The organism is Microcoleus vaginatus PCC 9802 (genome assembly GCA_022701275.1).
Classification (GTDB): Bacteria; Cyanobacteriota; Cyanobacteriia; order Cyanobacteriales; family Microcoleaceae; genus Microcoleus; species Microcoleus vaginatus_A.
Genome location: CP031740.1, coordinates 6602592 through 6629498 on the forward strand (window position 1 = coordinate 6602592; position 26907 = coordinate 6629498).

Sequence of the window (26907 nt, forward strand, 5' to 3'; positions counted from 1 at the left end):
CCGAGGGACACAGATGAAGACCGATGATTTTATCTGTGTTTATCGGCTGATATTTGCGGTTCAACCTACATTCCTATTGTTTCCGGTAGATGGGGTTCTAATTACGTCAAGACTTAAGAAAGAGTCTTTCGAGCACGTTCCGATCGCTCTTCTGCGGTATCCATAACATCCGCCATTTTATCCACCATTTCCCCAGGATAATTTTCCAGTACCCGAGTAGAAAGTGAAATCCGGCCACGACTTTCATCGAGGTCAAGCACGATCGCTTTCAGGGGTTGACCGGGAGCAAACACCTTTCCAAGGTTATCAATATATTTTTGGCTAACTTGCTTGATGTGCAGCAAACCGCTAACTCCTTCCAAGTCCACAAACACGCCAAAAGGCTTGATGCTGCTGACTTTTCCTTCCACCAACTGACCAATTTGCAAATCCTTGAAGGCATTCGATTGAGTGGCCATCCGCTGGGAAAGTACGAGTTTTTCTCGTTCGCGATCGACCTCCAAAAAATTAACGCTCAAAGATTGACCGATCAGCGATTCTAGGTTATCGCGTTCCACTAAGTGCGATCGGGGAATAAAACCGCGCATTCCCTGAACATCTACTGTCACGCCGCCCTTATTTGCCCCAGAAACCCGCACCTGAAGAACTTTACCGGTTTCCTGCAAATCAATTAAATCTTCCCAAGCTTGCTGAATTTGTAACTGCCGCAGAGACAAGGTAACTTGGCCATCTGCATCTTGTTCGCGGATAATCAAAAAGTCCCGTTCCTCGTCCAGCGGAACCACTTCCGACAAATCCGTTACTGTTCTCAAAGCAGCCTCTTCGATCGGCAAAAAAGCCGAAGACTTGCCGCCGATATCAACATACGCGCCGTTTGAGTCGTACTCGAACACTTTGCCGCGCACTACTTGTCCCTTCTGGAACTCATAATTGTGCTGTTCGAGGGCTTTAGCAAAATCATCCATTGAAAAGGATGCTTTTGCGCTTTGAGAACCTGTAGATTTGGAATTCATGTCAGTTTAGTTGTCAGTTGTCAGTAATTTAGTTGGCAGTCGTCAGTAGAAAAAATTTTCCCACTCTCCCCATCTCCCTATCTCCCCATCTCCCACTCTCTAAGCTGGTTGAAGTTGCTGATGAAATAGCTGCTTCACCTGCACCCACGAGTCGGCTGCTGCCGTAGCGTCGTAACTGCCGCGGTGGTCGCAGAAGAAGCCGTGATCGGCATTGTAGCGGAAAATTTGGTGAGAAATACTGTGTTTTTGCAATTCTGCGGCGATTTGGTCAACTTGTTCTAAGGGAATGCTGGGGTCTTGAGTGCCAAAAAAGGCGTAGAGAGTGCCTTTAATGTCTGCTGTGCGGGCGATGGTGGGGGTTCCGCCGCCGGGGGTTTGGGTGGCGATACCGGCGCCGTAGAACGAGGCTGTAGCCTTGATTTCGGGCAAAGTAGCTGCGAGGTAGGCGACGTGTCCTCCAAAGCAGAAACCGATGCAGCCAAAACCTTCTGGTTTGACAGAGGGTAGAGTTTTGAGGTAATCGATGGTGGCTTGGATATCGCCGAGAAGTTCGGAAGCTGTGGTTTTTTCTTTGTATTCTCTGCCGATTTGGATGGCTTCGGGTGTGTAGCCGGTTTCAAAGCCGGGGGCTTGACGCTGGTAAATGGCTGGGGCGATCGCCACATATCCTTCTTTTGCTATTCTTTCAGTAACTTCACGGATGTGCGAGTTGACGCCAAAGATTTCTTGAATTACGATAACTGCGGGAAATTGTCCTGGGGAGGCTGGCTGGGCTAGGTATGCAGCTATTTGCAAATCCCCGTTAGGAACTGTGATGTTTTTGGTGCTAATTTCGGCTTTTGTCATAGGTAGTTTTAAGGTAAATGCCACTCTACTGATTTTAAGTTAATTTGGGGAATTTTCAGGCAATTCGCCAATAATATTTTTCGGAACCGCGAAGCGCAAATACCGCAAATATGGCATATAAAAATTCGCTATTTATTGAAAATTTAGGTTTTTCTGAATAAGTGGGGGTCGATCGCTACTAGCAATTAATTGGGGTTAAATCCCAGTAACATATAAGTTTTGGTCTGGTATTTGCTCAAATATAGATTTTGACAAACCTAGGGTTGAGAATATTTTATCGGGCTAGTTCGTGAGATTTTTTAGATAAGTGTCTAACTCGATTAGCTGTTAAATATGAGCTAATTTTTTTACTATATGGGAGTATTTTTTAATTTTTTTTGCTTTTTGGTGGGCGGAATGGTTGTGTGTTTTTTGCTAATTTTAAGTAGTCTTTTAGGGCTATATTGCGGTAGGTTGTTTGTTTTTCCTTGAGCTTCCCTTTATGGGCAGTGGATGTAGTACAGTGTGTTTGAGTGTGCTGAATTGAGTGAGACTGAGTATGGTAATTTACGATCGCCCTTGAAGAAAGTCATGCAACCAGTTGAGGAGATTGATGCAGGCTAGGACTCAAGTCTAAGTTACGATCGCCACGCCGAACAAAGTCATCTAACTAACCCTTCTAGAACGCAGTAGACCTGTGCTCAGGCCGGAAAATACCTATTTCCCCATCTAGGGCTTGAAACGTCGAAACTACAAAATAATTGGCTCAAAAATAGACTTCTCCTCTCTCTTTTTATCTCCTCCCATAACCTCAAGCAATCGATCGACTACACGCCTCCAAGTAAAATTTTCAGCCACAAAAGCCGGGCCCGCAACCCTCGCTTTCGCAGCGATTCCAGGCTGTTCGATCGCCCCTTGCATCAAATCAGTCAAATGTTCCCACTCAGGAGCTAAGATAAATAAGGTTTCCCCGTCACTCACCACAGCCGTAAATTTACTTTCGATCCGCTGTGCAAAGTTCGATCGCGTAAAATCATCCGTAGGGCCGCCCGCAGTGCAAATAACCGGCAAACCACAAGCTGCAGCTTCCAACACCGGCAGATTAAAACCTTCTGCCAAATAGGGAGAAACATAAACATCTGCTGCTTGGTAAAACTCTGCTATTTGAGCAAAAGATAGCTGGCTACCAGTATAAATTAATCTTGGTAAAACCCTCGCTCTTTCCGCATCGTTGAGCACAACTCGGCAGGCTTCAGCAATCTCGTCTCTCGACGGATAAAGCAGTTCTGAACCTTTTAAAACTAATCTCGCATCTGGATATTTGTCAACTACCGCAGCGAAGGCTTTTAATAAAGGGCGAATACCTTTGCGATCCGTTTGCCCTCCAATGTTTAAAAATATAAAATAGTTTGACCAGCCGAAGCTTTGGCGCAGCGATTGACGCCGATCGCCCGCAGCAGGATAATAAATCTGAGGATCGACTCCCAAAGGTACAACGGCAATGCGATCGGCCTCAACTCCGCTGCGAATTAAGCCGGCTTTTGACCAAGCTGAAGGTGTAATAATTTTCGTTTCTGAGTTAACGGGGGTGTGGGCGATCGACTTAACACCCATCGCCTGTAATACTGAACTGGTAACAATCCCCCATTCTGTGGCTGCAAATACCCAAGTTTGAGCGCTGCTGGATGCCGAGAAGTCCCACGGGCAGTACATTCGCAGGGTAACATCGGCTGACTGATTTACCGCAGGGCTCTTAATGCTGCGAAGTAATGTTTCATTTGGGCGATCGAACAAACTAATTTTCGTCTCCCAAGCTGCGTCAATGTAAGGCATATCGCGGTGGAAAAGCTCAATTTGGCTTCGCGGGCGATCGAGCATTTCCAGCAGTTGAAATTGATTGGCTACGCAATAGGAATGATAAATAAAACGCCAGCCTTCAACAATAATCTGCAATTCAAAACTCCCGCTTTTGGAATTAAAAATTTAACTAATAATTAGAGATTGGTAATTAGTAACTAGCAAGCAGAAATTACCAATTACCGAAGAATAATTCACAATTCAGGAGCCAGAATCCAGAAGGGATTCTGTGCGACAGGATGGAGAATTGAGGTTTAAAGCCCGCGATTTTAATCGTGAATCACAAAAAATTCTTTCCGTGACCGTTACCCCTGACTTGGGGCATGGGGTATTCTGAATTCTGTTTTCTGTCTTCTGACTTCTGACTCCTGACTCCTTCTCCTCAATTACTAATTACCAATTCCTTACTTAATCACTTGCCAATCCATAATCCGCCACTGTCCCTCTTGACGGATCAAGTCGTAGCGCACCCGCAGGTTTTCATTGCGGGAAGAAACGAGCTGAGAACGATCGAACACCTCGGCTTTTTCCCCTACTTGGGCTTCTACTTGGGCGCGATCGGGATTAGTCGGATTCGTCTTAACTCCATTAACTTGCAGCTTGTGTACATAACGCTGGTGCGCGTTGTTTCGCTGTTGAGCTTCTGCCATCAATTGCCAGCGAGACAAAGCCGGTTCTGTCAGAACTTGCTTTAATTCTTCGACAGTGTGGTTGGGGCCCAAAGCGGCTGCTTTCGCCGACAGCCAGCTTTGAACTATTTGTTCCGCTGATTCCTCAGTGATTTCTCCCGACACTGCGCCTGCCGCGCTCGGCTCTGGGGCCGCGGTCAAGGCAGGGATTTCTAGGGGCGGTTCTTCCAGGCGGACGAGGGCTTGCTCTCCTCGGAGAGAGGGACCCGATAGGGCTTGCATCGCGCTAGCCAACAGACTGAGTATTAACCACAGGAGTAACAGGCTCAGGACACCTGCGACTAGAAACAAAGCCAGCCTCTTTGGAGGCATGGACTTGACTTGGGCGGTAAGTTCTGCTGCCTTGGTGCGCGCCCGATCGGCCAAATCGCCCTTTAGCCCATTGCCGGTTGCTCCGCTGCGCCCTGAATGTTGGCGTCTGCGTTGTTTGGAAGTCGAGTCTGCAGGGTGTGGCACTGTAGCTATCGGGATAGAGACGGGGGCAACAGCGCTCGGCGCGGCCACCGTTGCCTGGGATTTAGCGCCCGAGGCTGCGGTGGAAGCCTCGCCCGATACGGGGGTCAAGGTGACGGTACTGGCTCCCTGCTTGGCTGTGGGTGGCTGTGCGGGTATGGCAGCGGGCGATCGGCCTGCTGTCGGTTGCAGTCGCCCTGGGAGCTTGCCGGAGCGGGGCTGCACGACGACCCATTCGTTGGCGGTTTCTGCGTCCTGCGGCAAAGCTTCTAGGTAAGCTTGTACTTTCGGGTCGGCAAAGTAGTCTTTCAAGGACACTGACTCGTTGGCCAAGTCGCGGAAGTGGGGAAACACTTCTTCTTGTAGCCAGTGTTCGGCGTACAAGCACAGTCCGGGCAACAAGTCGGGTGAATCTTGGGAATGTTCGCGAATGAAGGCCAGGGGTTCTTTTTCCGAACTGAGTTCGAGGGCTCTGCTGGCTTCTTCTGTCTGGCCCAGCAGCAGGGAACAGACGGCTTTTTCCAGGTGAACGTCTTGGCGACGACCGAGCTGCATCAGCATCAGCTTGGCGCGACGGATCATTGATGGCTGTCTGGCGGCAAATCCTTGGGCTAACAGGGTGTAGACCGAGAGGTAAGTGGCGACTGCAGAGGGGCGGCCGGCTTCGGCTTCAAAGAGCGCCTGCTGCTCGCTGCTGGTTAGGTGTTTACGCATTTGCTGCACGAACCGGAGGAAATCTTCTATTCCTAAACCCGATCGATCATCTCCCGAACCGTCGATACCGCCTCGTTCTTGAAGCATTTCTCGCAGGATTTGCAGTCCCCGGCGACGCTCGGCGACTTTTTCTTCAGGGAGTGATAATAGCTCTAAAATGTTGTACGGACGGAGTTTGTATATATCGGCTTGCATTTCACCCCTCACGCTTGCAAATAGGCTTTCGCGCAGCAGCAATTCTTGACCTGCTTCTAATGATTTTGCGGCATTTTCGTACTGACCTTGCTGCCACTGTTCGCGGCCGAGTTCTAGACAGGCAAGGCTGACGGTTAAAACTATATCTGGCCTCACGAGCTGAGGGTCGCCGAAACGACCTTCTGCGATCGCGATGCTGCCATTGTTAAGATACGGGCGACCCAGCTTCTGTACGAGTTCGTATTCCCCCAGTTCTTGCAGTATGAGCAGGGCTCCTACGAATTGGTTGTCATCGATTTCAATACTTGGAGTGTGGGGGTCGGGAGCTGCCTCTAAAGCCTTGGACTCTGGCGGAGCGGTTTCTCCTGTGTCTTGCAGGAAGGTGGCCGTGCCGGCTGAGGTTTTTGACCTCTGGTGCTTGGCTTCCTGTGCGGCTTCCGACTCTCGATCGTAAGTTTTGGCTAAAAAACTGGCATCGTAAGCTTTGCGCCCCTCTGAGTCTGACAGAACGGCGCAGGCTTCATCGAGCAGTTGTTTGCGGGCGACGATCGCAACTTCGGAATACTCCCTGCGCGGAAGTTGTAAAGTTCGATCGCGGTGAGCCTGCTGCAACTGTTCGGCAGTAGCTTGAATCGGTAGACCCAAAATCCGGTAGTAATCTAGTGGAATTAACATAAGTTAAAGAACTGTCCACTTCCCCAAAGCGCTAGCAACTGAATTAGCCTATCTTAAGTGACATACTCCCGCAAACCAAATCAAAAATTCTGGTGTTGGCTTCCAACCGCCCCATTGACGGTATGTTGGACTTGCCGTAGAGATACTCTGATTTTTTTCCCTCTACAGCGTTGTACAGTGAGGAAAATGCAAAGGCCCACTTCCCGTCAGCTAAATGAGTTGTTTGACTCTTGAGCATTTTCGGGGTTGAGAGTAATGGAATTATATCATTCGTTTGCATGGGGTTTAGATGGGAGTTGGCTCTCCGAGTCCCGGCAATCCGCCCCGCCTGCCAAACTCATTTTAACAATTGGTGAACTGTTGCACAGAAAACGTTTGATCGTTTTCTGGTGCGGTTGTGTCCCATCTGGGTTTAAATTTAGATGTCTAGGAAGCCGATCGTCGGGTATTAATTATTTATGGTTCAGGAACGGACTTTACCAGTTTTTGACGCGCAAAGCGTAAACATTTCTCGGGATGAGGGCTTGATGCTCTACGAGGATATGGTCTTGGGGCGCTATTTTGAGGACAAGTGTGCTGAGATGTACTACCGGGGCAAAATGTTTGGTTTTGTCCACTTGTACAACGGTCAGGAAGCTGTCTCTACTGGCGTGATTCGATCGATGCGCCGGGATGACACTGATTACGTCAGCAGCACCTACCGCGATCACGTTCACGCTTTGAGCGCGGGCGTGCCGGCGCGGGAGGTAATGGCGGAGTTGTTCGGGAAGGAAACTGGTTGCTCGAAGGGCCGCGGCGGTTCGATGCACATGTTTTCGGCCGAACACCGACTGTTGGGAGGTTATGCTTTTGTGGCTGAGGGGATTCCTGTAGCTACGGGGGCGGCTTTTCAATCGAAGTACCGCCGCGAAGCTTTGGGGGATGAGAGTTCCGATGGCGTGACTGCTTGTTTTTTTGGCGATGGTGCTGCAAATAACGGGCAGTTTTTTGAATGTTTGAATATGGCGGCTTTGTGGAAGTTGCCGATTATTTATGTTGTGGAAAACAACAAATGGGCGATCGGGATGGCCCACGAGCGAGCTACTTCTGATCCGCTGATTTACAAGAAGGCTCATGCTTTTGGCATGGCTGGTTTTGAGGTTGACGGGATGGATGTTTTGGCGGTGCGGGAAGTGGCGAAAGAAGCTGTAGCGCGGGCGCGAGCCGGCGAGGGACCCACTTTGATTGAGGCTTTGACTTATCGCTTTCGCGGGCATTCTTTGGCAGATCCTGATGAATTGCGCTCTAAGGAAGAGAAGGAATATTGGTTCCCTCGCGATCCGATTAAGAAGTTGGCTGCTGATTTGATCGATCGAACTTTGGCAACTGCTGAAGAATTGAAAGAGATCGATAATAAAATTCAAGCAGTAATTGATGATGCAGTCGATTTTGCTGAGAAAAGCGCCGAGCCAGATCCTAGCGAATTGTATCGGTTTATCTATGCAGAAGATGAGTAAGCTGTTGTGCATTTAACTTGTATGTTTAGGGCGGTCAGGATGCCCACCCCACAAGAGTGATAGAACCCCGTAGGGACACGGCGAAAGCCTTTGTCCCTACTGCACTTCCTAAACCTGGAATACGCTGTAAGACTTACGTACAAACTCTATTTCTAGGGTGTGCACTGCGAACCTTACCACCATAAATTGTGGCTATAATCAAAGGCAGACTTTATAGACGACAAGAGAGGCGATAGGATAAATCTCGATCGCGATCTAAGTCAAGCCAGCAAAAATATGGGTGCAGTTCGAGTCAAAGTCAAGCTCACGAATGCCATTGATGAAGCCTTAGTGAGTCGAGGAGTTCTCAATCCAAATCTGTCGCGGGTGTACGAAGCAGAAGCACTGATAGATACTGGTGCAGTACGGACAGCTATTCCTGTAGGAGTCTGCGAACACCTGGGTTTAAGAATTAGGAGTCAGGAAATAGCAAAATATGCTGATGGCACACAAGATTTCTGACATAAGTAGCACATGAATGTCCTTTGATGTCGTCGTTACTGACCAATGGATATTCAAACATGATTTTTTCAAGGGACTTTCTAAGCGTCATAACGAATAATTAATGTTGCATCTTCAATTTAATTTATATAGTGCCTCACCAGCAGCTTTCAAATATTAACCCTGCGGATAACCCAGAGGTATAACCCTTAATTATACCGGAACAGCGGTATAACATTTTATACTAGATGTTAACTCCGCAAACAACCGTAAGATTACCCGATCGCCCATCCTGTATATCGCAGCAAATACAGCGCCACCCTCAACCCGCAAATCTCCCTTGCAGAAAGTACCACAAACGTGATACGGTAGAAGCTTGTGTCCAAATAACACCAGTCCATGCCAAAACTCAAAACTCGCAAAGCAGCCGCAAAGCGCTTTAGAGCGACCGGCAGCGGTAAGATTGTGCGCCGCAAAGCTTACAAAAGCCACTTGCTACAGCACAAAAGTTCAGCTCGCAAAAGCCGTCTCTCTAAGCTGGTCGTCATCGACGAGACCAACGATGCTAACGTGCGGTTAATGCTTCCATACTTGTAAAGTTTAACGGAAATTAAAGATGACACGGGTAAAACGCGGTAATGTCGCCAGAGCGCGCCGCAAAAAAATTCTCAAATTAGCCAAGGGTTTCCGAGGCGCACAGTCGAAACAGTTCCGCACAGCTAACCAACGGGTGATGCAGGCCCTGCGTAACGGTTATCGCGATCGCAAAAAACGCAAGCGCGATTTCCGCCGCCTGTGGATTGCTCGGATCAATGCTGCATCGCGCCAGCACGGCACGAGCTACAGCAGACTGATCGGCAACATGAAAAAAGCCAATATCGAAATCAACCGCAAAATGCTGGCACAAATGGCGATCATTGACCCCGCAACATTCGGTAAAGTCGTGGAAATGGCTAATCGAGCCGGAGCCTGAAAGTTAGGTTTATTTTCAGAAGGCACAAAGCAGAAGTAAGAAAGATTTAACTGTCTGCCAGAGAAGGAAAACTCCTGATCAATTTAGGAGGTTAAGAGCAACTTTCCTTCTTTGTTCTTACTTCTGGACTCTTGCTTTTTCAGAAATCGCGATCGGGCTTGTCGATCGCTATTTCCTTGTTTTTTATACAGTTGCAGAGGCAAATGTCAGAGATTGCTAGCGCCTTAAAATAAATAAGACATTCCACAGACCTACCTAATTTTAAGAAAAACATGGATAGTAATTTGCTCATTATTTACTTGTCAGTCCTGCTCGCTATACTCGGCAGCACTTCCTGGTTTGTGGTGCGCCAGATTCTCAAAACTCGGAAGCTGGAAATGTCTCTGGAACGCTTAGAAAATAAGCTGACAGTAGAAAAAGGAACAGCACAGGAATACTACGAATTAGGAAGTATCTATCTAGATAAGAAGCTTTACTCCCAGGCGATCGTATTGTTTCAAAAAGCCCTGAAAGCCAAAGACTTAGAAGGCGAAGAAAATCAAGCTGTTATTTACAACGCCCTCGGTTTTGCACACTTTGGCCAAGAACAGTACGACATCGCAATCCGCCACTACAAAGAAGCCCTGAAGTTACAGCCCGAATACGTTACATCTCTCAATAATCTGGGTCACGCCTACGAGCGCAAGAAATTAACAGCTCAAGCCTTGGAAATTTACGAACAAGCTCTCGCCTCCGATCCAGACAATACCACGGCCAAACAGCGAGTAGAGTCGCTCCGGAAGCGTTTGGTAATCTATAATTGAGCGCCCATGTTAGGAGCAATAGAGATCCCGCAAACCTGGTTTCATTCAGAAACCGGGTTTTTTCTTCACATAGTCCAAGATACTAAACTATCCAACACATTAATGCGTTAGTTTTTAAGAACAGGAATTCCAAGTGAAGCTCGATCACACACCGTCCCCGCACTTTAAATTACTGTCAAGATAAAAGCAGTACCTGCAACGCCGGTCAGTTCTAAACAATAGAAGGAGGAGAACGTAGTGACATCAATTCTCGTTGTCGAAGATTCGTGGTTGACTCGCAGGGTGATCTGCAAAATCTTGCGAGCAGAAGGATACGAGACTTGGGAAGCATCCAGCGGCCCAGAAGCTCTAGAACAGCTCGGCACTAAAACCCCAAACTGTATGCTCTTAGATCTGCTGATGCCAGAAATGGAAGGTCGCGAAGTCCTGCAAGCCATGCGCGATCGAGGATATAAAATTCCAGTAATCGTAATTACCGCAGACATCCAAGCCAGCACCCGCTCCGAGTGCATGGAACTCGGAGCCATGGCAGTCATTCACAAAATGCCCAACTCCGAGGAACTAATCGGGTGGATCAAAAAAGCTCTCAGTGTCAGCGAGGAGAGCACCCAATGAAATTAAGCACTCGACAGCTCGATGCTTTGCAGGAACTCGTCAACATCGGGATCGGTCAAGCCGCAGGGGTTTTGAACGACATGATCGACTCCCCGATTCGCTTGCAAATCCCCTACCTTCAAATCCTGACTCCCATCGACGTGGAAGAAGAGTTAGAGCAGCACCTCAACGGCGAGCAAATTGCCGCTGTCCAGCTTAAATTCACAGGCTCCTTTGGAGGCATTGCCCAGCTAGTCTTTCCCACCAACAGCGCTGCCCTGCTGGTGACAATGCTTACAGGCGAAGAAGTTGGAACTCACGATCTCGATTCAGTCAAAATTGGTACGCTGAGTGAAGTGGGAAATATTGTAATTAATGGGGTCATGGGTGCAATCAGCAACGTACTTCAGCAGCGCCTGAACTACTCAATTCCCACTTATAGCGAAGGGACGATTGCTAATTTGCTGATATCTGGCGGTTTAGCTACTGATACAGTTGTTTTATTAGCCCAGACCAGTTTCATGATTGAAAGGCTTCACATTGAAGGAGATATCATTCTTATTTTCAATGTTAATTCCTTTGACACCTTGTTGACTGCTATCAATCAACTTGCCGGGGGTCTATGATTGAGGAGAGCAAAAGTATTAAGGAAAAGTTTGGGGTTCTCGACAGCGTACCAGTCGGCGCCTGCTTGCTGCAAGATGATTTTGTGGTGCTGTTTTGGAACACTTGTCTGGAAGAGTGGACTAAAATTCCCCGCAGCCAAATATTGGGAACAAAGATCACAACCCATTTTCCTCACCTGAGTCAGTTAAAGTATGCCACTCGCTTCAAGCAAATCTTTGCAGGAGGCCCGCCAACAATTTTTTCTTCTCAAATTCACAAACACCTGATTCCGGCAACTTGGCAAGACGGCCAGCAGCGAATTCAGCAAACTACTGTAACTGCTGTGCCGGCCCAAGAGGCTGGCATAGAAGAACAGGAGATTAGAGACTGGGTTCTCCGTACTCTTGAGTTGGAATCAGACGGTACTGTCGGAGTCGGATCACCAAGAAGTGCTTTTTTGTCTAGGGAATCTGCACCCTCAGCTTCGTCATCAATATGGCCGGGGGTCAATTCCCCATCGTTCTACGCGCTGCTGGTGATTCAAGACGTGACCGACCTCACCCATCGCATCCAAGCTTACCGCACAATGCGGGATCAAGCTTTGGAAGAAGTGCAAGTGCGTCAGCGGGTAGAGGAAGAATTGCGATCGAGCCAGCATTTCATCCAGCAGATTGCTGACGCGGCGCCTTATTTGCTCTACATATACGATTTGACCGAACAGCGAAACGTCTACGTCAACGGTCAAGCTTCTAAATTGCTGGGCTACACTCCCCAAGAAATTTTACAGATGCAAACTGCTTTGTATTCCAGTTTGGTGTACCCAGAAGATTTGCCGAAGCTCAAAGCCCACCAGCAAAAATTTCCCTCGACCCAAGACGGGCATATTTTGGAGTTGGAGTATCGCCTCAAACATCGATCGGGCGAATGGCGCTGGTTTCGCTGCCGCGACCAAGTTTTCGCCCGCACAGCCGACGGCTGCCCCAAACAAATTTTCGGCACCGCTCAAGATATCACCGAGTACAAGCGGGCAGAAGAGGCGCTGCGGCAGCAGAACGAACGAGAACTGCTGATGGCGACGATTACTCAGCACATCCGCCAGTCTCTGGATTTGGGCGAAGTGCTCAGCACGACAGTGACAGAAGTGCGTCAGTTCCTTCAGGCCGATCGAGTGATGATCGTCCGCTTCAACCCCTGTACAGGCAGTCTCTGCGCCGGCCCGGCGACGGGGGCGGTGACAGTGGAATCTGTAGCTCCCAACTGCCCGCCGATGTTGGGGGAAACCCTGGAAAATTTCTGTTTTGACCAGTTCTATCTCGAAGCGTACCAACATCGAGCTATCCGACCGATCGCTGATGTCTTGGCCGCCGATTTGCCACAATATCAAATTGACTTGCTCGCACAATTCGCGGTGAGAGCTTATTTGGTAGTGCCTTTAGTGCAAGGAGACGAGTTGTGGGGGCTGCTGATGGCCCACCAGTGCAGTCCCCGGCAGTGGATGCAGTTGGAAGTAGAGTTGCTGTCTTCTCTGGCCACCCAGTTGGCGATCGCCATCAAGCAAGCAGAACTCTACCAGCAGTTGCAAGCGGCCAACCTCAAGTTAGAGCGCTTGGCAACTTTAGACGAACTCACGCAGCTAGCAAACCGCCGCCGATTCGATCAGTATTTAGAAATGGAATGGCGCAGACAAGCCCGGGAACAAACGCCTCTGTCCCTGATTCTCTGCGATATTGATTCTTTTAAAAGTTACAACGATACCTACGGGCACCCAGGGGGAGACGAATGTTTGCGGCAAGTCGCTGCGGCGATAGGCAATGCAGTCAGTCGCCCCGCCGATTTAGTAGCTCGCTACGGAGGCGAAGAATTTGCCGTTATTTTGCCAAATACCGCGATTCAAGGCGCCGTGATGGTAGCCGAACACATACAGCTTAAAATCGCAGCTTTGCAGCTTCCTCACGCTGGTTCCCAAGTGAGCCCGTACGTCACGATGAGTCTGGGCGTAGCGAGTATTGTTCCTGCATCTGAATCGGGAGCCGAAATTCTGATTGCCGCAGCCGACCAAGCGCTTTATCAAGCTAAACGACTTGGGCGCGCTCGTATCCAACTTTACCAGCCTGATCCTGCTGGCAAGGCGAATGGGACAGGCACTTCGATACTTCCTGTAGATTTTTCTATACCCAATACTAATTTACCCTCTCCCACTAGCGCTTGACGAATTGCAATATTTGTTGATTCCGAGTAGTTATACCACTCCGCCAAAAAAATGCCATTGTAAGCCCGTGATCCAAGCCCCGATCTCCCTCTTCTGTCACTTTCCGGATTAAAGAAGTAAGAAATAAGCCAGTTCAAACAGAAGAATAAAAGGGTGGGAATTGATTTATTGTATCCATTAAATCCTTGAACGCAAGCAATAAATTAGGATAAGCAAATATTGGTAACCAAGGATAAATCCACCAAAATAGAAGGATGGGTTGGATAAGCTGTTGTGCATTTAAACTGGGATACAATAATTACCCTTGTTTGTGATTTTTCTTCCCCATTTAATCATCAACTCTGCTTCATTTAATAGGCGATGTAATAAATACTCTATTTCTTCAATTTATCTATACAGTCGATTAACAATATATTGTTTTGTTGAAGGTCACACCAATTCAATTAAGTTATAGTCTGGACTCGCTTGCGGAAGGAATTATCAATGAATATTAGGCCTTTCTGTGTCAATTTTTTGGACGTACTCTTATTTCTTATGAAAACTGACCTTCCAGGACGATACAGCACTTGACCATGTTATGAGGTCCAATTGATAATTGGAATATCTGATAGCCAAAGCGTCGGAAATCCTATTCCCTCGACCTGGGTTCAAAAATAGTGACACCACACTTAGTAGAAAAGATGTCAAGCGAAAAAAGTAGCCACTCGGTTTGGGGTTACTAAAAGTCTGGTTCAAAAACTGGTCGAGCAACAACAAACTGAGGGAAACTTACTTCCAAAAAAGAGGGAAAAACCCCGATTCAGCCATTTGGCTAATGCAGAAGCAGAAGTCAGAGCAGGCTTTAGCCGAGTATCCCGATGCTAATGCAGGTTGAATTATCTGAATTATTGCTACAGCGAACGGGAAATTGGGTGAGTCGGACGGCACTGTGTCGGTATGCGACAAAAATTAGCACTCAATCGTAAAAAAAACATGGTACAGTAGCCAAGCTGGAACAGAAAGAGTCCAAAAGTTAAGAGTTGAGTATTGGGAAAAAATCAAAAATATCGAGCTCCAGAACAAGCGTATTTTTGGATGAAATGGCGATTATGCGCTCGTTTGGCTAGGACTCATGCTCGTTCACAGGTAGGGACATTCGTTGGTCGGAATCAAGCCATTTTATCGAGGCTCTAAAGTCACAGTTATTGGCGGAATTAGCCTGAAGAAATTTATGGCAGTAATGACAATGAATGATTCTATGGACGAGCCAGCATTGGCCGTATTTATTGAGAAGTTTTTCTGCCCTCAATTATGGTCAGAAGCGGTAGTAGTGATGGATAATTTACCAGCTCATAAACTCACCTCAATTGTACCACTGATTGAAAGCGTAGGTGCAAGTGTTATTTGTTTATTCCCCTCGTCTCCCGATTTTAATCCTATTGAAATGTGGTGCTCACAGCTTAAATCGTTTTTGCGAAGATTGGCTCCCAAGACCCCAGCAATGATTGATAGGAGCATAGCAGTTGCCCTCAACAAACATGAATCCTAACCCTTTAAAAATTTGGTTTACTGATTGTTGCTACTGTACCTCATAACTACGGGAAATGCTGTAAAATTTTTATCTATTTATCTGTGGCTTTTCTCTGGGAGGGTGACAAAGAGGCCTAGGAACTAGACCTAATCAAGGTTGCAGCCCGTATACCCTGTTGATAAAAGCGACGTTTATTACGGGTTAACTTCATTAACTCTTGGACTCCTAACGAATATCGATCGAGATAATTCACCCACTCTTCTCCATCCTGACCGATGCCAAATATGCTCCTTCTACGGTATTTCTGGCGCTTGTCTTTACGGCGAGATACATATTTTTGTACCTGTTTTTTCTGAATTTCAGTGCCTTGAAATATAGCTGAGCTGTAAACGAGCGCCATTAACAAAATAATTTTTATGAGTCGGTCTCCCTTGAAACCACTCCCTTCTAAATTATAGCCTCCTGTCTTACAATCTCGGAACATTTCTTCAATTCCCATTCGTTTTTTATAAGCTGCGATCGCTACTGGCAAAGAGCCTAAATCAGTTAGAATAAACCAGGCGTCTTTTACTTTCAATCCTTGATAGTTTCTTTTCCATTTACAAGCGATATCAAACCCTAGTACGGGTCGACTTTTTCTGACCCTCACTCCTTGAAAATACAAAGATGTTCCCGGTACTACTCCTAATGAGTCTAAGCGTTGCCAGATTAAGTTTTCTGTTTCGACACAAGGATTCTTTTTGAGCCTCAAGCAAAAAGACACACCCCTTGTCTTGAGCCAGAATCCCTGCGTCTACTGAACAAAATTCACGGTCACCCAAAACAATAACTTTATATTCTTTAAATAATGGTAATACTTGTTGTAGAGCGAGAGTTTGTTGTGGTAAGTTACTGTTTCCTAATTTGGGTAACAAACACCAGTATAATGGAATGGCTCTTTTCTGCCAAATCAAGGCGATTGTGAACAGGTTGATACACCCCCATTGGGTGCGATCGATCGCTACTGATAAAGTTTGTCCGACTGAGCAAAAAGTTGTTAACCAATAAGCGATCAATGGAAACCAGATGAGTGATATCGTTAATTGAGGTAAGTCCAGAAATCTTTGCAGTTTACGGCGCCGACTTTCGGTGGTAATTGGATAAGGAAATACTCGTGCCAGCCTCTCTAATCTCACTTGTTTTTCTGACTGTATCACATTCAATAAGATTGTGAGCAGCATAAACTGGGCCTGGGTCAGTTGTTTTTGTAAATGAGTCTGATAGAATGTGGGTAACATTTTTGTTGGGTAGGCTAGCCTGTAACAATTCGGCTGCCTATCTTTTTTTAGCACAAGTGGGTTAAATCTTTATTCACTCTGGGTTTCAGGCGGGGTTGTCACCCCGCCAGGGCTTTTCTATGACTTCCATTCATTCTCGCCTCTGGTTGCAGTTTCTAGATGGTCTGGATATCCCTGAATACACCAATGAAACACCTTATTTACGGAGCCACCCAAAAATTTAGCAATCTTAGCTTGATTTTATGTATCATTAAGCAATCATATAATCAGAATTATTTCTCTAATATCTCCTTGTTTCTCTTTTAAGGCTTTCTGTAGTTTTTATATGGGTTCGTCTCGTTGAGATAATTATTGGCTGGTCTTTTTTGAGTGATTGGCTAAATTCATTATTCATTTTTAATGAAACCATATTTAAATGCACAACAGCTTAGGGCTTTGCTAACTTCGACAATTTTCGTACCCGGTTATTAGCTGGCTTTTCTGATGAGTTTGACTTATCACCACAACTCCAGAAGAATTAACCTTCTTTCTGACATCCGTTACATCAGAAGAAAGTGAATCCGTTGCCGAACTTCCTTCTTCAACATCTGCTATATGCTGAAGGGTTGCAGGTTCGGGATGCTAAAATCGAGCCGTACCATTTATCTATTGGTATTTGCTTTCCGACCCGAAATCCTAAGTTTTCAATAATTTGTCGGGTTTCCGCGTGAGTGTGACCAGACCACAAGTGATATTCTAAAGAAAGGTTTTGCACAAGTTGCCAAGTATCTCGATCTTCAAATAACAGCCATTCTGCACCTTCGCAGTCTACTTTGGCTAAATCGACGCTACCACCAATTCGCTCGATCGCTCTGCGAAATGATACCATTGGTATTTCGCCGCTTTCGCTAACTATCGATCTGGTTTTTCCCGAAACTTCCCGAATGTCGAGGACTACTTTACCATCTCGGTTTCCTACTGCTTCCATAAAATATGTAAAATTTGCGATTTGAGATTGATGTTTGAGGTAATTTTCTAGGTATGGATTAGCTTCGTAGGCGTGAATTACGGCCTGGGGAAACCTGTTCCTCGCAGCAATCGGAAATAAGCCCACATTGGCTCCAATATCAATAATTGTCATCAGCGATTCAGATAATTGCTCGACTCCGTAGCAGTCGTCTAAAAGCACTTCTATAAATTCTCCGTCCATGCCTTTCTCTGCAGGCACGTTTACTCGATGCAGTTTTCCTTGCACAATTAATTGTTCTGGCAATTGAAAGCTAGCAACTCTGTTAAATTTAATCCCTAACTTTTTGGCTCGAATTTGGCGCTGCCGGAGTTGCTGAAGTTTATGGACAAGCATAGGGAGAGATTGAGATTTGTGGTAATTTTAAAATAACCTTAGATGATGGAAAAGCCTCTAGGTAATAATTCACATTTTGCACCGTTTGTAAATCCAGTTTAAGTCTGCGAATTCAACCTGAACGCGAGATTTTTAGTCAGCCAATCCGCCGGATTACGGGTGTGTTGATAAGGCGCTAGATATCATTACAGAGAGTTATTTTTTTGTTCATAAGAAGAGTAAATCTGCTTTAATATATGTCAAAATGCGCTTCAAAACACGGAATTGAAAAAGGTTAGAGTTCGATGGACTGCTCCCAACAATTGAAGAGTTAGTAATGCTCCACTTTCCCAGGGCTGCGGAGTCGGAAATTAACCCGCGGTTGATGGAAAAATTCGCCGGCCCGGGAGTGAATGCTTGGCTCGTCGATCGTGCGAACAATGCGATCGCTCTAATTCCCGACCGCAATCCCCAAAAGTCGATCGCCATTACCGCTCACAAAGATGAAATTGGCATCCTAGAGAATCTAGCACTCATGCAGACTCTACTCGATAACCACTCACAGTCCTTCCTATCCTGGATACAGTAGACCTGTTACCTGAATCAAGTTAACAGACGTTTGTCCTGCTGACGACACTCACAAGCTTGATTTCCCACAACCCCTAGCCTTCACCCCAAGCTGACAAGTAGCCCATTATTCTCAAACGCAACATTTGTTCTGGAACACCTGGGTTTTAGCACCTGCTTGTACGCCCGGTGAGGCTGGCCACCACCGCCACTAACTCGGCAGCATCTACGGGTTTGGTCAAATGCATCTGAAAACCTGCTAATAGTGCCTGCTGACGATCATCATTCCGGGCATAAGCCGTCAGCGCGATCGCCGGTAGCCTACCGCCCCGCTGCGCTTCAAGTTGACGCAACTGGTGGATCAGGGAGTAGCCATCCTCATCCGGCATCCCAATATCGCTCACTAAAACATCGATCCTGCGATCGGTTGCGGTTTCGATAATGGTCAAGGCCTCCTTGACCGAAGCCACAGCCATGACCTCAGCACCATACTTTTCGAGAATCGTGCTCAGCAACTCTAGCGCGTCAGCCTCGTCCTCTACCACTAAGATTTGTAAGCCCTCAAGGGTCGGCGAGGCCTGAAATCTCCCCTTCGCCTCGACGAGCGAGTTTAATGGCTCTGGAGCGCTGGGTGGTAGATGGATAATCATCACGGGCAGTTTGACTGTAAAGGTCGTCCCCTGTCCTATCCCTGGACTCACTACCGTTACAGTCCCGCCATGTAATTCAACTAATTGACGCACAATGGCTAACCCTAAACCCAACCCCCCATAACTGCGAGTAGTCGTGCTGTCGTGCTGGCTGAAGCGATCGAAGACAAACGGTAGAAAATCGGAGCTGATGCCTGCTCCAGTGTCGCTGACAGTAATTTCAACATGGGAATTAACCCGCTGCAAAAGAATCTGGACTCGCCCGTCTTTAGGCGTAAATTTGAGGGCGTTAGAAAGTAGATTCCACACAACTTGCTGCAACCTATCGGCATCACCCAAGAGCGGGCCAGCTTCAGAATCGAGTACGCTTTGCAGGCGAATTGACTTTGCCTCAGCCGCCAAGTGTACAGACTCAATCGCCGATTCAATCACCGACACGAGGTTGACAGGACGGACTCGGAGGCGCAGTTTACCCGTGATAATGCGAGAAATATCAAGGATGTCTTCGATGAGCTGGGCTTGAGACTTCGCGTTTCGCTCGATCGTCTCCAAAGCGCGCGCCACCTTATCCTCACTCAGGTGTTTTTGCCGTAACATCGTTGACCACCCTAAGATCGCGTTGAGAGGAGTTCTGAGTTCATGAGAAAGAATCGAGAGAAACTCATCCTTGGCACGGTTAGCTGCCTCTGCCTCTGCCCGAATTATTTGTTCACGCATCAATAATTCGTCTTTGGTGCGATTAGACGCTTCGAGTTGGGAAGTGCGTTCTTGCACCCGTTGCTCTAGCTCCACATTAATCGCTTGGATACGGCGGCGACTCTCTTCTAGTTCCTGGTTTGTAAGGGCAAGTTGAGCTGGACTGGGCGTATCGAGTGCCACTGGAATTAAGGGAATCAGTAAAAAGGTGAACGTATAGAAAGACCAAGCACCAGTGACAGCTTTGATCAGTCCTGAAACCCAATAAATGGGGTGCCAAAGTGTCACTATTCCCATCAGGTGGGTCGTGCCACATAAGGCAAAGATAAAAAAGAAACCCACCAGCAGTATCACGGTGTGGGCAGGCAGATCCTTACGCTTACTCGTAAAGTAAACAATGGCAACCGCCACCGAGAAATAAGCGAGGGTAGTCAAGGCATCGGACGTTAAGTGCAGCCAGACTAACCCCGGTTTCCAGAGGTAACAATGCCCGTGAGGAATGAAATTATTAGAAAAGAAGGTGCTCAAGAGGTCAGGCATATTAGTTTACGGCACTGTCAAGTTAATTTAGGGGGTGTCATCAATTCAACCAGATGACCGCAGCAGCCAGAAGCATCGCACGCCGGAAAGTTCACCGCCCTAGGGTGATAGCGCGTCGCGATTGCCTGATAATGCTTGAGCTTGGGGAAAAAGTTCTCACTCAACTGACGGGCTTTGTACAATTGAGCATCGTAAGTTTCCAGGGTCTTGCAATTGCGGCGAGGTGAAATCACGGTGGTCTGCCCCTCGGCATTGAGGCGGTCAATCACACGCTGATCTGGATCATAGCCCTTGTTAGCAAGCAGTGTATCCGCCACCAGTAATGGCTGCAGTTGGGCGGCTCTTGCTCGCGTCACCAGCTTGTCCGGGGGCGAGGTGAAACCCCAACGGATTGCCCAACGCATCCACGCGCTCCCATGAATCTTGTTACTCAATCCCCCTTTGCTGCGACCAATTGCTTCATTCCTAGGCTCCTCAAAAAGCTCAGCAGGAAGATGTTTCTTTCAAGTGGGAAAATGCCTGAATTAAAACTAAGTGTACCGCCGGGGAAATAGAGAGTAAATCTGCTTTAATATATGTCAAAATTCGCTCCTAAAAACGAAAATTAAAAATGTTAGAGTTCGATCGCCTGTTCCAAACAATCGAAGAATTAGTAATGCTGCACTCACCCAGCGGTGCGGAGTCGGAAATTAACCAGCGGTTGATGGAAAAATTCGCCGCCCTGGGAGTGAATGCTTGGCTCGATCGCGCGGATAATGCGATCGCCCTAATTAAGGGCCGCAATCCCGAAAAGTCGATCGCCATTACCGCCCACAAAGACGAAATTGGCGCCCTAGTTAAAACAATAGGCGAGAGTGGCCGCGTGGAAGTCCGCAGATTGGGGGGCGCATTTCCTTGGGTTTACGGCGAAGGCGTGGTGGATTTGCTCGGAGACAAGCAAACAATTAGCGGCATTCTCAGCTTCGGTTCCCGCCATGTTTCTCACGAATCTCCTCAGAAAGCTCAGCAGGAAGATGTTTCTTTAAAGTGGGAAAATGCCTGGATCGAAACTAAGTGTACCGCCGAGGAATTAGCCGAGGCCGGAATTCGACCGGGCACGCGGATGGTGGTGGGAAAGCACCGCAAGCGCCCGCTGCGGTTAAAGGATTGGATCGCCAGCTACACTCTTGACAACAAGGCTTCAGTGGCGATTTTGCTGGCTCTGGCGGAATGTTTGAAAGAGCCTGCGGTGAATGTTTACTTGGTAGCGTCGGCGAAGGAGGAGGTTGGAGCGATCGGAGCTTTGTATTTCACCCAGCGCCAGCCGTTGGACGCGCTGATCGCTTTGGAAATTTGCCCTCTAGCACCGGAATACCCGATTCGTGACAGCGAAAACCCGGTTTTGCTGGTTCAGGACGGCTACGGAGTCTACGATGAAGGATTAAACGCCCAATTGCGCGCAGCAGCCACAGCAGCCGATGTAGAGGTGCAGTTGGCGGTAATTAGCGGTTTTGGGAGCGATGCTTCGATCGCCATGAAGTTCGGCCACGTAGCCCGCGCCGCTTGTTTGGCTTTCCCCACCCAGAACACCCACGGCTTTGAAATTGCTCATCTCGGGGCGATCGGCAATTGCGTCGCCATCCTCAAAGCCTACTGTGACGAGCTTTGGGACGACTAGAAAAAAAACTTTCGCCAAGTAGTTGACAGATTGGGAAAGATTAGTTAAGGTAATAAAGGTGCGGAACACAAGCAAACGCAACGCGCCCCCATCGTCTAGAGGCCTAGGACACATCCCTTTCACGGATGCGACGGGGATTCGAATTCCCCTGGGGGTATTGAAAATTTAAGTCTGATATCAAACTGATATCTAGTATGTGGGGTGGGCATTTTGCCCGCCCTTATTGCTATTAGGACTTACGCACGGGTAGCCAGAAACCTGGTTTTTGCCCAGAAGACCCGTGACAGCCTGCCGCAACCGCAAAAACTGGCTTTATTTAGTTTGGTTTCTTTGGTGTTGATTCGTAAGTCCCCTTATTAAATCAATTATCAGAATTAGCAATTAATTACCAATTAAAGAGAATTTAAACCTGCCAGGGTTAGGTTTATTTCTTGTTGAACAGCAGAGTTGGTGGTTTTTTGAGCCATCAAGTTTTTAATCTCGTGACGATCGCTCTTTATGAGAGAAAAAGTGAGATCCTTTTTTTGGCATACTATATATAGTGTGCCTGCGTAAGTTTTGTTTGATGTAGAGGTTTCAACCCCTGTCTTAAGCCCCTGGTTAATACCTTAAGTCCTCGGTCGAGAACTAATGAGTTCTTCAGTCGTATGCAAGAGGACTTTTGCTTTGAGGCAGGGATTTCAACCGCTGGCGGACTGACGGAATTCCCGACGGTCGGTTTAACATTAAGCTGATGCGTTCGATCGCCTTTTCGTTAGTTTGCACCATTGCCATTGATATCAAACTTTTCTATAATGGGAATTTCTGAAGGTGAGGAAGCTACGATTCGCAGGTTTATATCAACTATGATTTGATTTTTATCAAGAACTACATTTGCTTTTTTTATTATAATTTTTGCCGATAAACAATCGCCTGACTCAGGTTCGGGAGACGGCTGAGTTTTATATCCTGCGTCCTCCAGCCATTCACAAATCTTCCTCCAGTTTTCTACCTTTTCATCAGCTTTACCTACAAGATTTTTTACATACTGGTATAAAGTATTACAGAAATCCACCGCAATTCCCTTGGGGTTTTTACTGAGCCTTTCGGCAATTTCGGCGGGACTGTAGCCGCAGAGTAGACCCCGTAGATGTTGTTTCTCTGTGGGCGTGAGCCGCTTTCCCTTGGCGGATGCTAGGTCTGTGTAGAGGGTTTCTAAGTCCCAGTCCCGGGCAGCTTCGGGGAAGCGATCGTTAGAGGATGCCATTGCAGGGGATAGGTTGCTGGATTTTTTATAATCAAAGTCTAACACGATTCCTAATGCTTATTAGTTTCTTTGTTAAAGGTAGTTAGATTAGTATCAGGGAAAGCAGGATCGTGATTAATTTTACACAGGAAATTCGGGCAAGGCTCACTTCTTGCGAGGTACCGTTTTCTGCTCGACAGAGTTATCAACCCAAACTCCTCATAATTAGGTATTTACCCGTAAATGTTTAACCACGAATACAAAAAAGAGGCACAAGAGAAACTGCGCCGTGCAGTAGAAAAGTACCAAAGAGATTGTGAGTATTTACAAAATGCGGCTGGAAGTCTTTATCAAACGCGAGTCAATCGTGGGGTTGAGATTATCCAACTATGCGAAAATTACATTAACACGTTGGCCAACTCGCCAAAAGAGTTTAGCAAAGTCGTTACAAAACTGAAGTTTCAGCTCAAGGAAATTACTGGCAAAGATTGGGATCTAATTTATTCGGCTCATAACAGCAATGTAGCCGCGGCAGCAGGTGGTGCAGGAGTCATGGCTGGAGCAGGAGTGGCCTGTTTTGGGCCAGCAGCAGCAATGGCAATTGCCACAACTTTTGGAACAGCCTCAACAGGTACTGCGATTGCTTCTCTTTCCGGTGCAGCCGCCGTTAATGCTGCTTTAGCCTGGTTAGGAGGTGGCGCTCTTACTGTCGGTGGTGGCGGTATGGTGGCTGGAAATGCACTGCTGGCACTAGCAGGGCCGATTGGCTGGGGGATTGGTGGGGTAGCTTTGGCTGGTAGTGCTTTTTGGACAAGTAGCGAGAATGAGAAAATTGGGAGAGAAGCTACTAACCGCGCTATTGAAATTGAAGGTGACATAGCTAAAGTCAACATAACCAAGAAAGAAGTCAATCTTCTGGAGGGGGAAACTGTCAAACTAGCTAACTTGATTCAAAGTGAACTGCAATACTTCAAGCAGAATGCACCTTTGAATTACCTGAATTTTAGCCAAGCTCTCAAACAAAGGCTGGGGACTTTAATCAATTCCATTACTTCCCTGAGCGAGTCTATTAAAAAGACCGTAAACCTGAAAATGTAATTATAATTTTGAGTGCAGCATTAGGCTCTAGCAATTAGGGAGTAATGCTGCAAATTATTAAACATGGAAAAAAGAGAAGATAGACATCTAACAACTCAATTCGTTGCTGCAATAGTAGCAGAGGAAAATCTACGCCATGCAGAACAGCTTGCAACGGAACTCAGTAAACAAGACCGAGCTTTTTTTGCAGCGGTGGGGGAGATTGATAAAGTTCGTAATTTTGTAGGTAGCCCCGAAAAAATTCTGGGAAACACAAGCACAAAACACGGTGAAATAGCTGAGCAAGTGGAAGTTGGTATTCGCAATGCCAAATCTCTTTTGAACTCCTCTGAAACTCGCGCTACTTTTGAGGGAGTGGGTAGAACAGCACCGGAAGATTATTTAATTGATGGTATTAAAGTACAGTCTAAATTTGTGAATGGGATTGGCAATAATTTAGACCACGTTCTCGACCACATGAAGAAATACGAAAACTTTGGCAGAGATGGGTCATATTACCATATCCCTAAAAACCAATATGAAATTATTGATAAAATATTGAAAGGGCAACAAGTCGAGGGAATAACAAGTCGTACTGCTCAAAAAATACAAGAAAAAGCTCAAGAAGTAGAGCAGATGTCTGGTCGTCCTTTCAGTCAGACTGTTCAAGCTGGATCGTCTAACTATGAAGATGTGCAAATAGGCAAAGTTGACGATACGCTAGACCGCAAAGAGCATGACTTAAAGCAAGAACACAAACAAATTAAGGATGGGATACGCTACGAGGCTCAACCTACTCTGGCTGATTTTGGTAACGTTGCTGTTAAAGGCGCGGTTATTGGTGGTAGTATTCGATTTGCTACTAAGCTTTACGCTAAGTATAAGCAAGGTAAAAACGTTTTTAAGGGTGAGTTAACCCCCGAAGACTGGCAAGAAATTGGAATTGATACCGCAAAAGGAGCTGCACTTAGTGGTATATCGGCAACAGCTATTTATGGGTTAACCAATTTTACCCAAATGTCTGCACCTTTAGCTGGTGCTTTTGTTAGTGCAGGCTTGGAAGTTGCTAGTTTAGTCGGTAGTTTGAATCGAGAGGAAATTACTGCCGATCAATTCGTTGAATTAAGTTTATTTGCTTGTGCTGATTCAGCCATTGTTGCTGCTGGAGCTACTATCGGACAAGCTTTGATTCCGATTCCTGTTGTTGGCGCTGTCATTGGTGCGAGCGCGGGTCGAATGGTGACTGGTTTTTGCAAGCAGTTATTGGGGCAAGATACTCATCTTGCTCGACAAGTGGAACAATATTATCAACAGTCCCTCGCTAAAATTGACCGAGCTTACAAGGCAGCCGTTGCTAATCTTCTTGCTACCTATGAAGGACTAGTGGGACTTAAACAAGTTTTAAGCCCAAACAAAGCCCAAACTGGCTTTATATAAAGTAAATAGGTCCCTGTTTTCTTGCAACCAGCCAAAAAACCTGTAAGATATAGCTGTTCTAAAAGCTGACAAAGCTTCAGTAAATGTTGTTAAAGGTTGGTTAGCCCACTGCCGACGCAATCCTCCTGTTAACTGATGCCAAATGATAAAAGTATAAGCACAAAATACTAATATTAAATGTCGATAAAGGCTTCTCTTTCCTCGGATTTGATATTCTTTTAACCCTAGCCATCCTTTAGCTTCACGGTAAAACACTTCTACCCAATTACGTTGGGAGTAAGTTGTTACTATCCATGATGCTGTTGCCCGCTCACTGGCAGCGTTAGTCACTAAATAATCAACTTCTGTGGCGGTAGAACAAGTCGGAGCATTCATGACGATAGCGACTGTTTTTGGCCCGGACATGGTTGAGAATTCTACTGTGATAGTTGCTACCCACACAGTTCTGGGCTTTTCCCGATTTAGTGTAATAGCACTTAAAGCCTCTGCTGGTAAACGTTTTGCTAATTCTGAGAGTTTGAGTTCTTCGGGTTGTCGCTCGGGTTCTATTTGACAGACTACTTTTCGATTTTTGGCTAATCCTCCTACATAGGTTAACTTCCTTTTCTCTAACTCCTGCAAAAATCTACTATTATTCCCATAGCCTGCATCGATTAAAACTACTGCTGGTCGCTCTTTCCTTTCTAAGCATTTGTCAATTAGTTTGATGGCTATATCGGGTTTTTTAATAAATTCTGGATTTTCTTTTCCTTGAGGTAACGAATGAGCGTGTTGATATAATTCAACATCAAGTGGTAGGCTTTTCACTCCATCATATAAGTGTGTAGTTACCACTACTACACCATTATCTGTTTTTCCGATTTCTCCAATATATTGCCGACCAACTCCTGCTGTTAAATTGCCACTTTTTCTGTGACCGGAATCATCTATTATCAGAGTAAACCCTCTGCTGATATGAGTCTGCCTACACTGCTGCATCACCTGCAACCGTCGTTGGTTAACTTGCTGGGCATTCCAAGGAGCTTCTGTCAAAAAATGATGCAATCGGTTGTATGTAACTCCTATACAGTCTCTTGACATCTGAGTCAGGTTTTTTCGCTCACTTTCTCCCAATAATCCCCCTAAATAGTGCTTAAACCCTGTTTTTTGGGCTTGATGGCTAAAAACATCGTCAAAACGACGACACCATCGATCGAAGCATGGTGGCATGGCGCTAGGAGTTGTTTCTTTCATTGCGCGTTTTTGACGTAAAAAGCTTAACCTGACTACATTATACTATTTTTAGCACAATTTTTTTGTTTAAGTCCCGCTAGGTAATTTAGCAGAAGCAGCTTTCGATCGTAACTTAAACCTTGACTTGAGATTGCA

Annotated in this window: 21 protein-coding genes, 1 tRNA gene and 5 pseudogenes; 15 read left to right on the top strand and 12 right to left on the bottom strand. The window is 46.5% G+C overall.

Annotated features, from left to right (window positions below; all coding sequences use genetic code 11):
- Positions 1 to 113: 113 nt before the first annotated feature.
- The gene (locus D0A34_27265; GenBank protein UNU22042.1) at positions 114 to 1013 is read right to left on the bottom strand and encodes a S1 RNA-binding domain-containing protein; all 900 of its coding nucleotides are present in this window, start codon (positions 1011 to 1013) and stop codon (positions 114 to 116) included.
- A gap of 99 nt (positions 1014 to 1112) precedes the next feature.
- Positions 1113 to 1859, bottom strand: a complete 747-nt coding sequence (locus tag D0A34_27270) for a dienelactone hydrolase family protein (protein ID UNU22043.1) — start codon at positions 1857 to 1859, stop codon at positions 1113 to 1115.
- Between the two features lie 480 nt (positions 1860 to 2339).
- Here D0A34_27270 and D0A34_27275 point away from each other — a divergent pair.
- Positions 2340 to 2444, top strand: a pseudogene (locus D0A34_27275) (CRISPR-associated endonuclease Cas2).
- Between the two features lie 144 nt (positions 2445 to 2588).
- Here D0A34_27275 and D0A34_27280 read toward each other — a convergent pair.
- From D0A34_27280 to D0A34_27290, 3 genes are all read right to left on the bottom strand, one after another.
- Positions 2589 to 3791: a glycosyltransferase gene (locus D0A34_27280; protein ID UNU22044.1), complete on the bottom strand. Its 1203-nt coding sequence runs from the start codon at positions 3789 to 3791 to the stop codon at positions 2589 to 2591.
- Positions 3792 to 4099: 308 nt separating this feature from the next.
- Positions 4100 to 6421 (bottom strand): DUF4101 domain-containing protein, encoded by a 2322-nt coding sequence (locus D0A34_27285; GenBank protein UNU22045.1) that lies wholly within the window; start codon positions 6419 to 6421, stop codon positions 4100 to 4102.
- Positions 6422 to 6464: 43 nt separating this feature from the next.
- Complete coding sequence (locus D0A34_27290) at positions 6465 to 6701, bottom strand: hypothetical protein (protein UNU22046.1); 237 nt, start codon at positions 6699 to 6701, stop codon at positions 6465 to 6467.
- Between the two features lie 178 nt (positions 6702 to 6879).
- Here D0A34_27290 and pdhA point away from each other — a divergent pair, with 178 nt between their 5' ends.
- From pdhA to D0A34_27330, 8 genes and pseudogenes are all read left to right on the top strand, one after another.
- The gene (pdhA, locus tag D0A34_27295) at positions 6880 to 7917 is read left to right on the top strand and encodes a pyruvate dehydrogenase (acetyl-transferring) E1 component subunit alpha (protein UNU22047.1); all 1038 of its coding nucleotides are present in this window, start codon (positions 6880 to 6882) and stop codon (positions 7915 to 7917) included.
- 276 nt (positions 7918 to 8193) lie between these two features.
- Positions 8194 to 8412 (top strand): annotated as a pseudogene (locus D0A34_27300) (clan AA aspartic protease).
- A gap of 384 nt (positions 8413 to 8796) precedes the next feature.
- The gene (gene rpmI / locus D0A34_27305; protein UNU22048.1) at positions 8797 to 8994 is read left to right on the top strand and encodes a 50S ribosomal protein L35; all 198 of its coding nucleotides are present in this window, start codon (positions 8797 to 8799) and stop codon (positions 8992 to 8994) included.
- Positions 8995 to 9013: 19 nt separating this feature from the next.
- Positions 9014 to 9370: a 50S ribosomal protein L20 gene (gene rplT, locus D0A34_27310; protein ID UNU22049.1), complete on the top strand. Its 357-nt coding sequence runs from the start codon at positions 9014 to 9016 to the stop codon at positions 9368 to 9370.
- A 272-nt stretch (positions 9371 to 9642) separates the two neighbouring features.
- The gene (locus D0A34_27315) at positions 9643 to 10173 is read left to right on the top strand and encodes a tetratricopeptide repeat protein (protein UNU22050.1); all 531 of its coding nucleotides are present in this window, start codon (positions 9643 to 9645) and stop codon (positions 10171 to 10173) included.
- 237 nt (positions 10174 to 10410) lie between these two features.
- Positions 10411 to 10788, top strand: coding sequence for a response regulator (locus tag D0A34_27320; GenBank protein UNU22051.1), 378 nt, complete (start codon positions 10411 to 10413; stop codon positions 10786 to 10788).
- Positions 10785 to 11393 carry a chemotaxis protein CheC gene (locus D0A34_27325; protein UNU22052.1) on the top strand — a complete coding sequence of 203 codons (609 nt, stop codon included), beginning with the start codon at positions 10785 to 10787 and terminating at the stop codon, positions 11391 to 11393. Before D0A34_27320 ends, D0A34_27325 begins: the two co-directional genes overlap by 4 nt.
- Positions 11390 to 13582 (top strand): diguanylate cyclase, encoded by a 2193-nt coding sequence (locus tag D0A34_27330; GenBank protein ID UNU22053.1) that lies wholly within the window; start codon positions 11390 to 11392, stop codon positions 13580 to 13582. Before D0A34_27325 ends, D0A34_27330 begins: the two co-directional genes overlap by 4 nt.
- A gap of 279 nt (positions 13583 to 13861) precedes the next feature.
- On the opposite strand, the pseudogene D0A34_27335 reads toward D0A34_27330, so the two are convergent.
- Positions 13862 to 14125: pseudogene (locus D0A34_27335) on the bottom strand (IS630 family transposase).
- Positions 14126 to 14720: 595 nt separating this feature from the next.
- Between D0A34_27335 and D0A34_27340 the strand changes: the two are divergent.
- Positions 14721 to 15110, top strand: a complete 390-nt coding sequence (locus D0A34_27340; GenBank protein UNU22054.1) for a transposase — start codon at positions 14721 to 14723, stop codon at positions 15108 to 15110.
- A gap of 115 nt (positions 15111 to 15225) precedes the next feature.
- On the opposite strand, the pseudogene D0A34_27345 reads toward D0A34_27340, so the two are convergent.
- Together D0A34_27345 and D0A34_27350 are read right to left on the bottom strand one after the other, a co-directional pair.
- Positions 15226 to 16369: pseudogene (locus D0A34_27345) on the bottom strand (IS4 family transposase).
- A 580-nt stretch (positions 16370 to 16949) separates the two neighbouring features.
- Positions 16950 to 17711 carry an FkbM family methyltransferase gene (locus tag D0A34_27350; protein UNU22055.1) on the bottom strand — a complete coding sequence of 254 codons (762 nt, stop codon included), beginning with the start codon at positions 17709 to 17711 and terminating at the stop codon, positions 16950 to 16952.
- Positions 17712 to 18027: 316 nt separating this feature from the next.
- Here D0A34_27350 and D0A34_27355 point away from each other — a divergent pair.
- Positions 18028 to 18237: pseudogene (locus D0A34_27355) on the top strand (M42 family peptidase).
- Positions 18238 to 18424: 187 nt separating this feature from the next.
- Here D0A34_27355 and D0A34_27360 read toward each other — a convergent pair.
- Together D0A34_27360 and D0A34_27365 are read right to left on the bottom strand one after the other, a co-directional pair.
- The gene (locus tag D0A34_27360; protein ID UNU22056.1) at positions 18425 to 20143 is read right to left on the bottom strand and encodes a hybrid sensor histidine kinase/response regulator; all 1719 of its coding nucleotides are present in this window, start codon (positions 20141 to 20143) and stop codon (positions 18425 to 18427) included.
- Positions 20144 to 20160: 17 nt separating this feature from the next.
- Positions 20161 to 20547 (bottom strand): hypothetical protein, encoded by a 387-nt coding sequence (locus D0A34_27365; GenBank protein UNU22057.1) that lies wholly within the window; start codon positions 20545 to 20547, stop codon positions 20161 to 20163.
- 206 nt (positions 20548 to 20753) lie between these two features.
- Here D0A34_27365 and D0A34_27370 point away from each other — a divergent pair, with 206 nt between their 5' ends.
- On the top strand, positions 20754 to 21800 hold the full coding sequence (locus tag D0A34_27370; protein ID UNU22058.1) for a M42 family peptidase: 1047 nt from the start codon (positions 20754 to 20756) through the stop codon (positions 21798 to 21800).
- An 84-nt stretch (positions 21801 to 21884) separates the two neighbouring features.
- Positions 21885 to 21957: transfer RNA gene (locus D0A34_27375), tRNA-Glu, on the top strand.
- Positions 21958 to 22554: 597 nt separating this feature from the next.
- Here D0A34_27375 and D0A34_27380 read toward each other — a convergent pair.
- Positions 22555 to 23046 (bottom strand): helix-turn-helix domain-containing protein, encoded by a 492-nt coding sequence (locus D0A34_27380; GenBank protein ID UNU22059.1) that lies wholly within the window; start codon positions 23044 to 23046, stop codon positions 22555 to 22557.
- A 222-nt stretch (positions 23047 to 23268) separates the two neighbouring features.
- Here D0A34_27380 and D0A34_27385 point away from each other — a divergent pair, with 222 nt between their 5' ends.
- Both D0A34_27385 and D0A34_27390 read left to right on the top strand, forming a co-directional pair.
- Positions 23269 to 24123, top strand: coding sequence for a hypothetical protein (locus tag D0A34_27385; GenBank protein ID UNU22060.1), 855 nt, complete (start codon positions 23269 to 23271; stop codon positions 24121 to 24123).
- Between the two features lie 63 nt (positions 24124 to 24186).
- On the top strand, positions 24187 to 25539 hold the full coding sequence (locus tag D0A34_27390; GenBank protein ID UNU22061.1) for a hypothetical protein: 1353 nt from the start codon (positions 24187 to 24189) through the stop codon (positions 25537 to 25539).
- Here D0A34_27390 and D0A34_27395 read toward each other — a convergent pair.
- Positions 25504 to 26772, bottom strand: coding sequence for an IS701 family transposase (locus D0A34_27395; protein UNU22062.1), 1269 nt, complete (start codon positions 26770 to 26772; stop codon positions 25504 to 25506). The genes D0A34_27390 and D0A34_27395 overlap by 36 nt on opposite strands.
- Positions 26773 to 26907 lie beyond the last annotated feature (135 nt).

Excerpts from the sequence above, each read along its gene's own strand:
- D0A34_27350 (UNU22055.1), bottom strand. The coding sequence starts at position 17,711 with ATGCTTGTCCATAAACTTCAGCAACTCCGGCAGCGCCAAATTCGAGCC.
- D0A34_27385 (UNU22060.1), top strand. The coding sequence starts at position 23,269 with ATGTTTAACCACGAATACAAAAAAGAGGCACAAGAGAAACTGCGCCGT.
- D0A34_27330 (UNU22053.1), top strand. The coding sequence starts at position 11,390 with ATGATTGAGGAGAGCAAAAGTATTAAGGAAAAGTTTGGGGTTCTCGAC.
- rplT (UNU22049.1), top strand. The coding sequence starts at position 9,014 with ATGACACGGGTAAAACGCGGTAATGTCGCCAGAGCGCGCCGCAAAAAA.
- D0A34_27290 (UNU22046.1), bottom strand. The coding sequence starts at position 6,701 with ATGCAAACGAATGATATAATTCCATTACTCTCAACCCCGAAAATGCTC.
- D0A34_27360 (UNU22056.1), bottom strand. The coding sequence starts at position 20,143 with ATGCCTGACCTCTTGAGCACCTTCTTTTCTAATAATTTCATTCCTCAC.
- D0A34_27365 (UNU22057.1), bottom strand. The coding sequence starts at position 20,547 with ATGCGTTGGGCAATCCGTTGGGGTTTCACCTCGCCCCCGGACAAGCTG.
- D0A34_27315 (UNU22050.1), top strand. The coding sequence starts at position 9,643 with ATGGATAGTAATTTGCTCATTATTTACTTGTCAGTCCTGCTCGCTATA.
- D0A34_27285 (UNU22045.1), bottom strand. The coding sequence starts at position 6,421 with ATGTTAATTCCACTAGATTACTACCGGATTTTGGGTCTACCGATTCAA.
- rpmI (UNU22048.1), top strand. The coding sequence starts at position 8,797 with ATGCCAAAACTCAAAACTCGCAAAGCAGCCGCAAAGCGCTTTAGAGCG.
- D0A34_27370 (UNU22058.1), top strand. The coding sequence starts at position 20,754 with ATGTTAGAGTTCGATCGCCTGTTCCAAACAATCGAAGAATTAGTAATG.
- D0A34_27325 (UNU22052.1), top strand. The coding sequence starts at position 10,785 with ATGAAATTAAGCACTCGACAGCTCGATGCTTTGCAGGAACTCGTCAAC.
- D0A34_27270 (UNU22043.1), bottom strand. The coding sequence starts at position 1,859 with ATGACAAAAGCCGAAATTAGCACCAAAAACATCACAGTTCCTAACGGG.
- D0A34_27380 (UNU22059.1), bottom strand. The coding sequence starts at position 23,046 with ATGGCATCCTCTAACGATCGCTTCCCCGAAGCTGCCCGGGACTGGGAC.
- D0A34_27265 (UNU22042.1), bottom strand. The coding sequence starts at position 1,013 with ATGAATTCCAAATCTACAGGTTCTCAAAGCGCAAAAGCATCCTTTTCA.
- D0A34_27390 (UNU22061.1), top strand. The coding sequence starts at position 24,187 with ATGGAAAAAAGAGAAGATAGACATCTAACAACTCAATTCGTTGCTGCA.
- pdhA (UNU22047.1), top strand. The coding sequence starts at position 6,880 with ATGGTTCAGGAACGGACTTTACCAGTTTTTGACGCGCAAAGCGTAAAC.
- D0A34_27395 (UNU22062.1), bottom strand. The coding sequence starts at position 26,772 with ATGAAAGAAACAACTCCTAGCGCCATGCCACCATGCTTCGATCGATGG.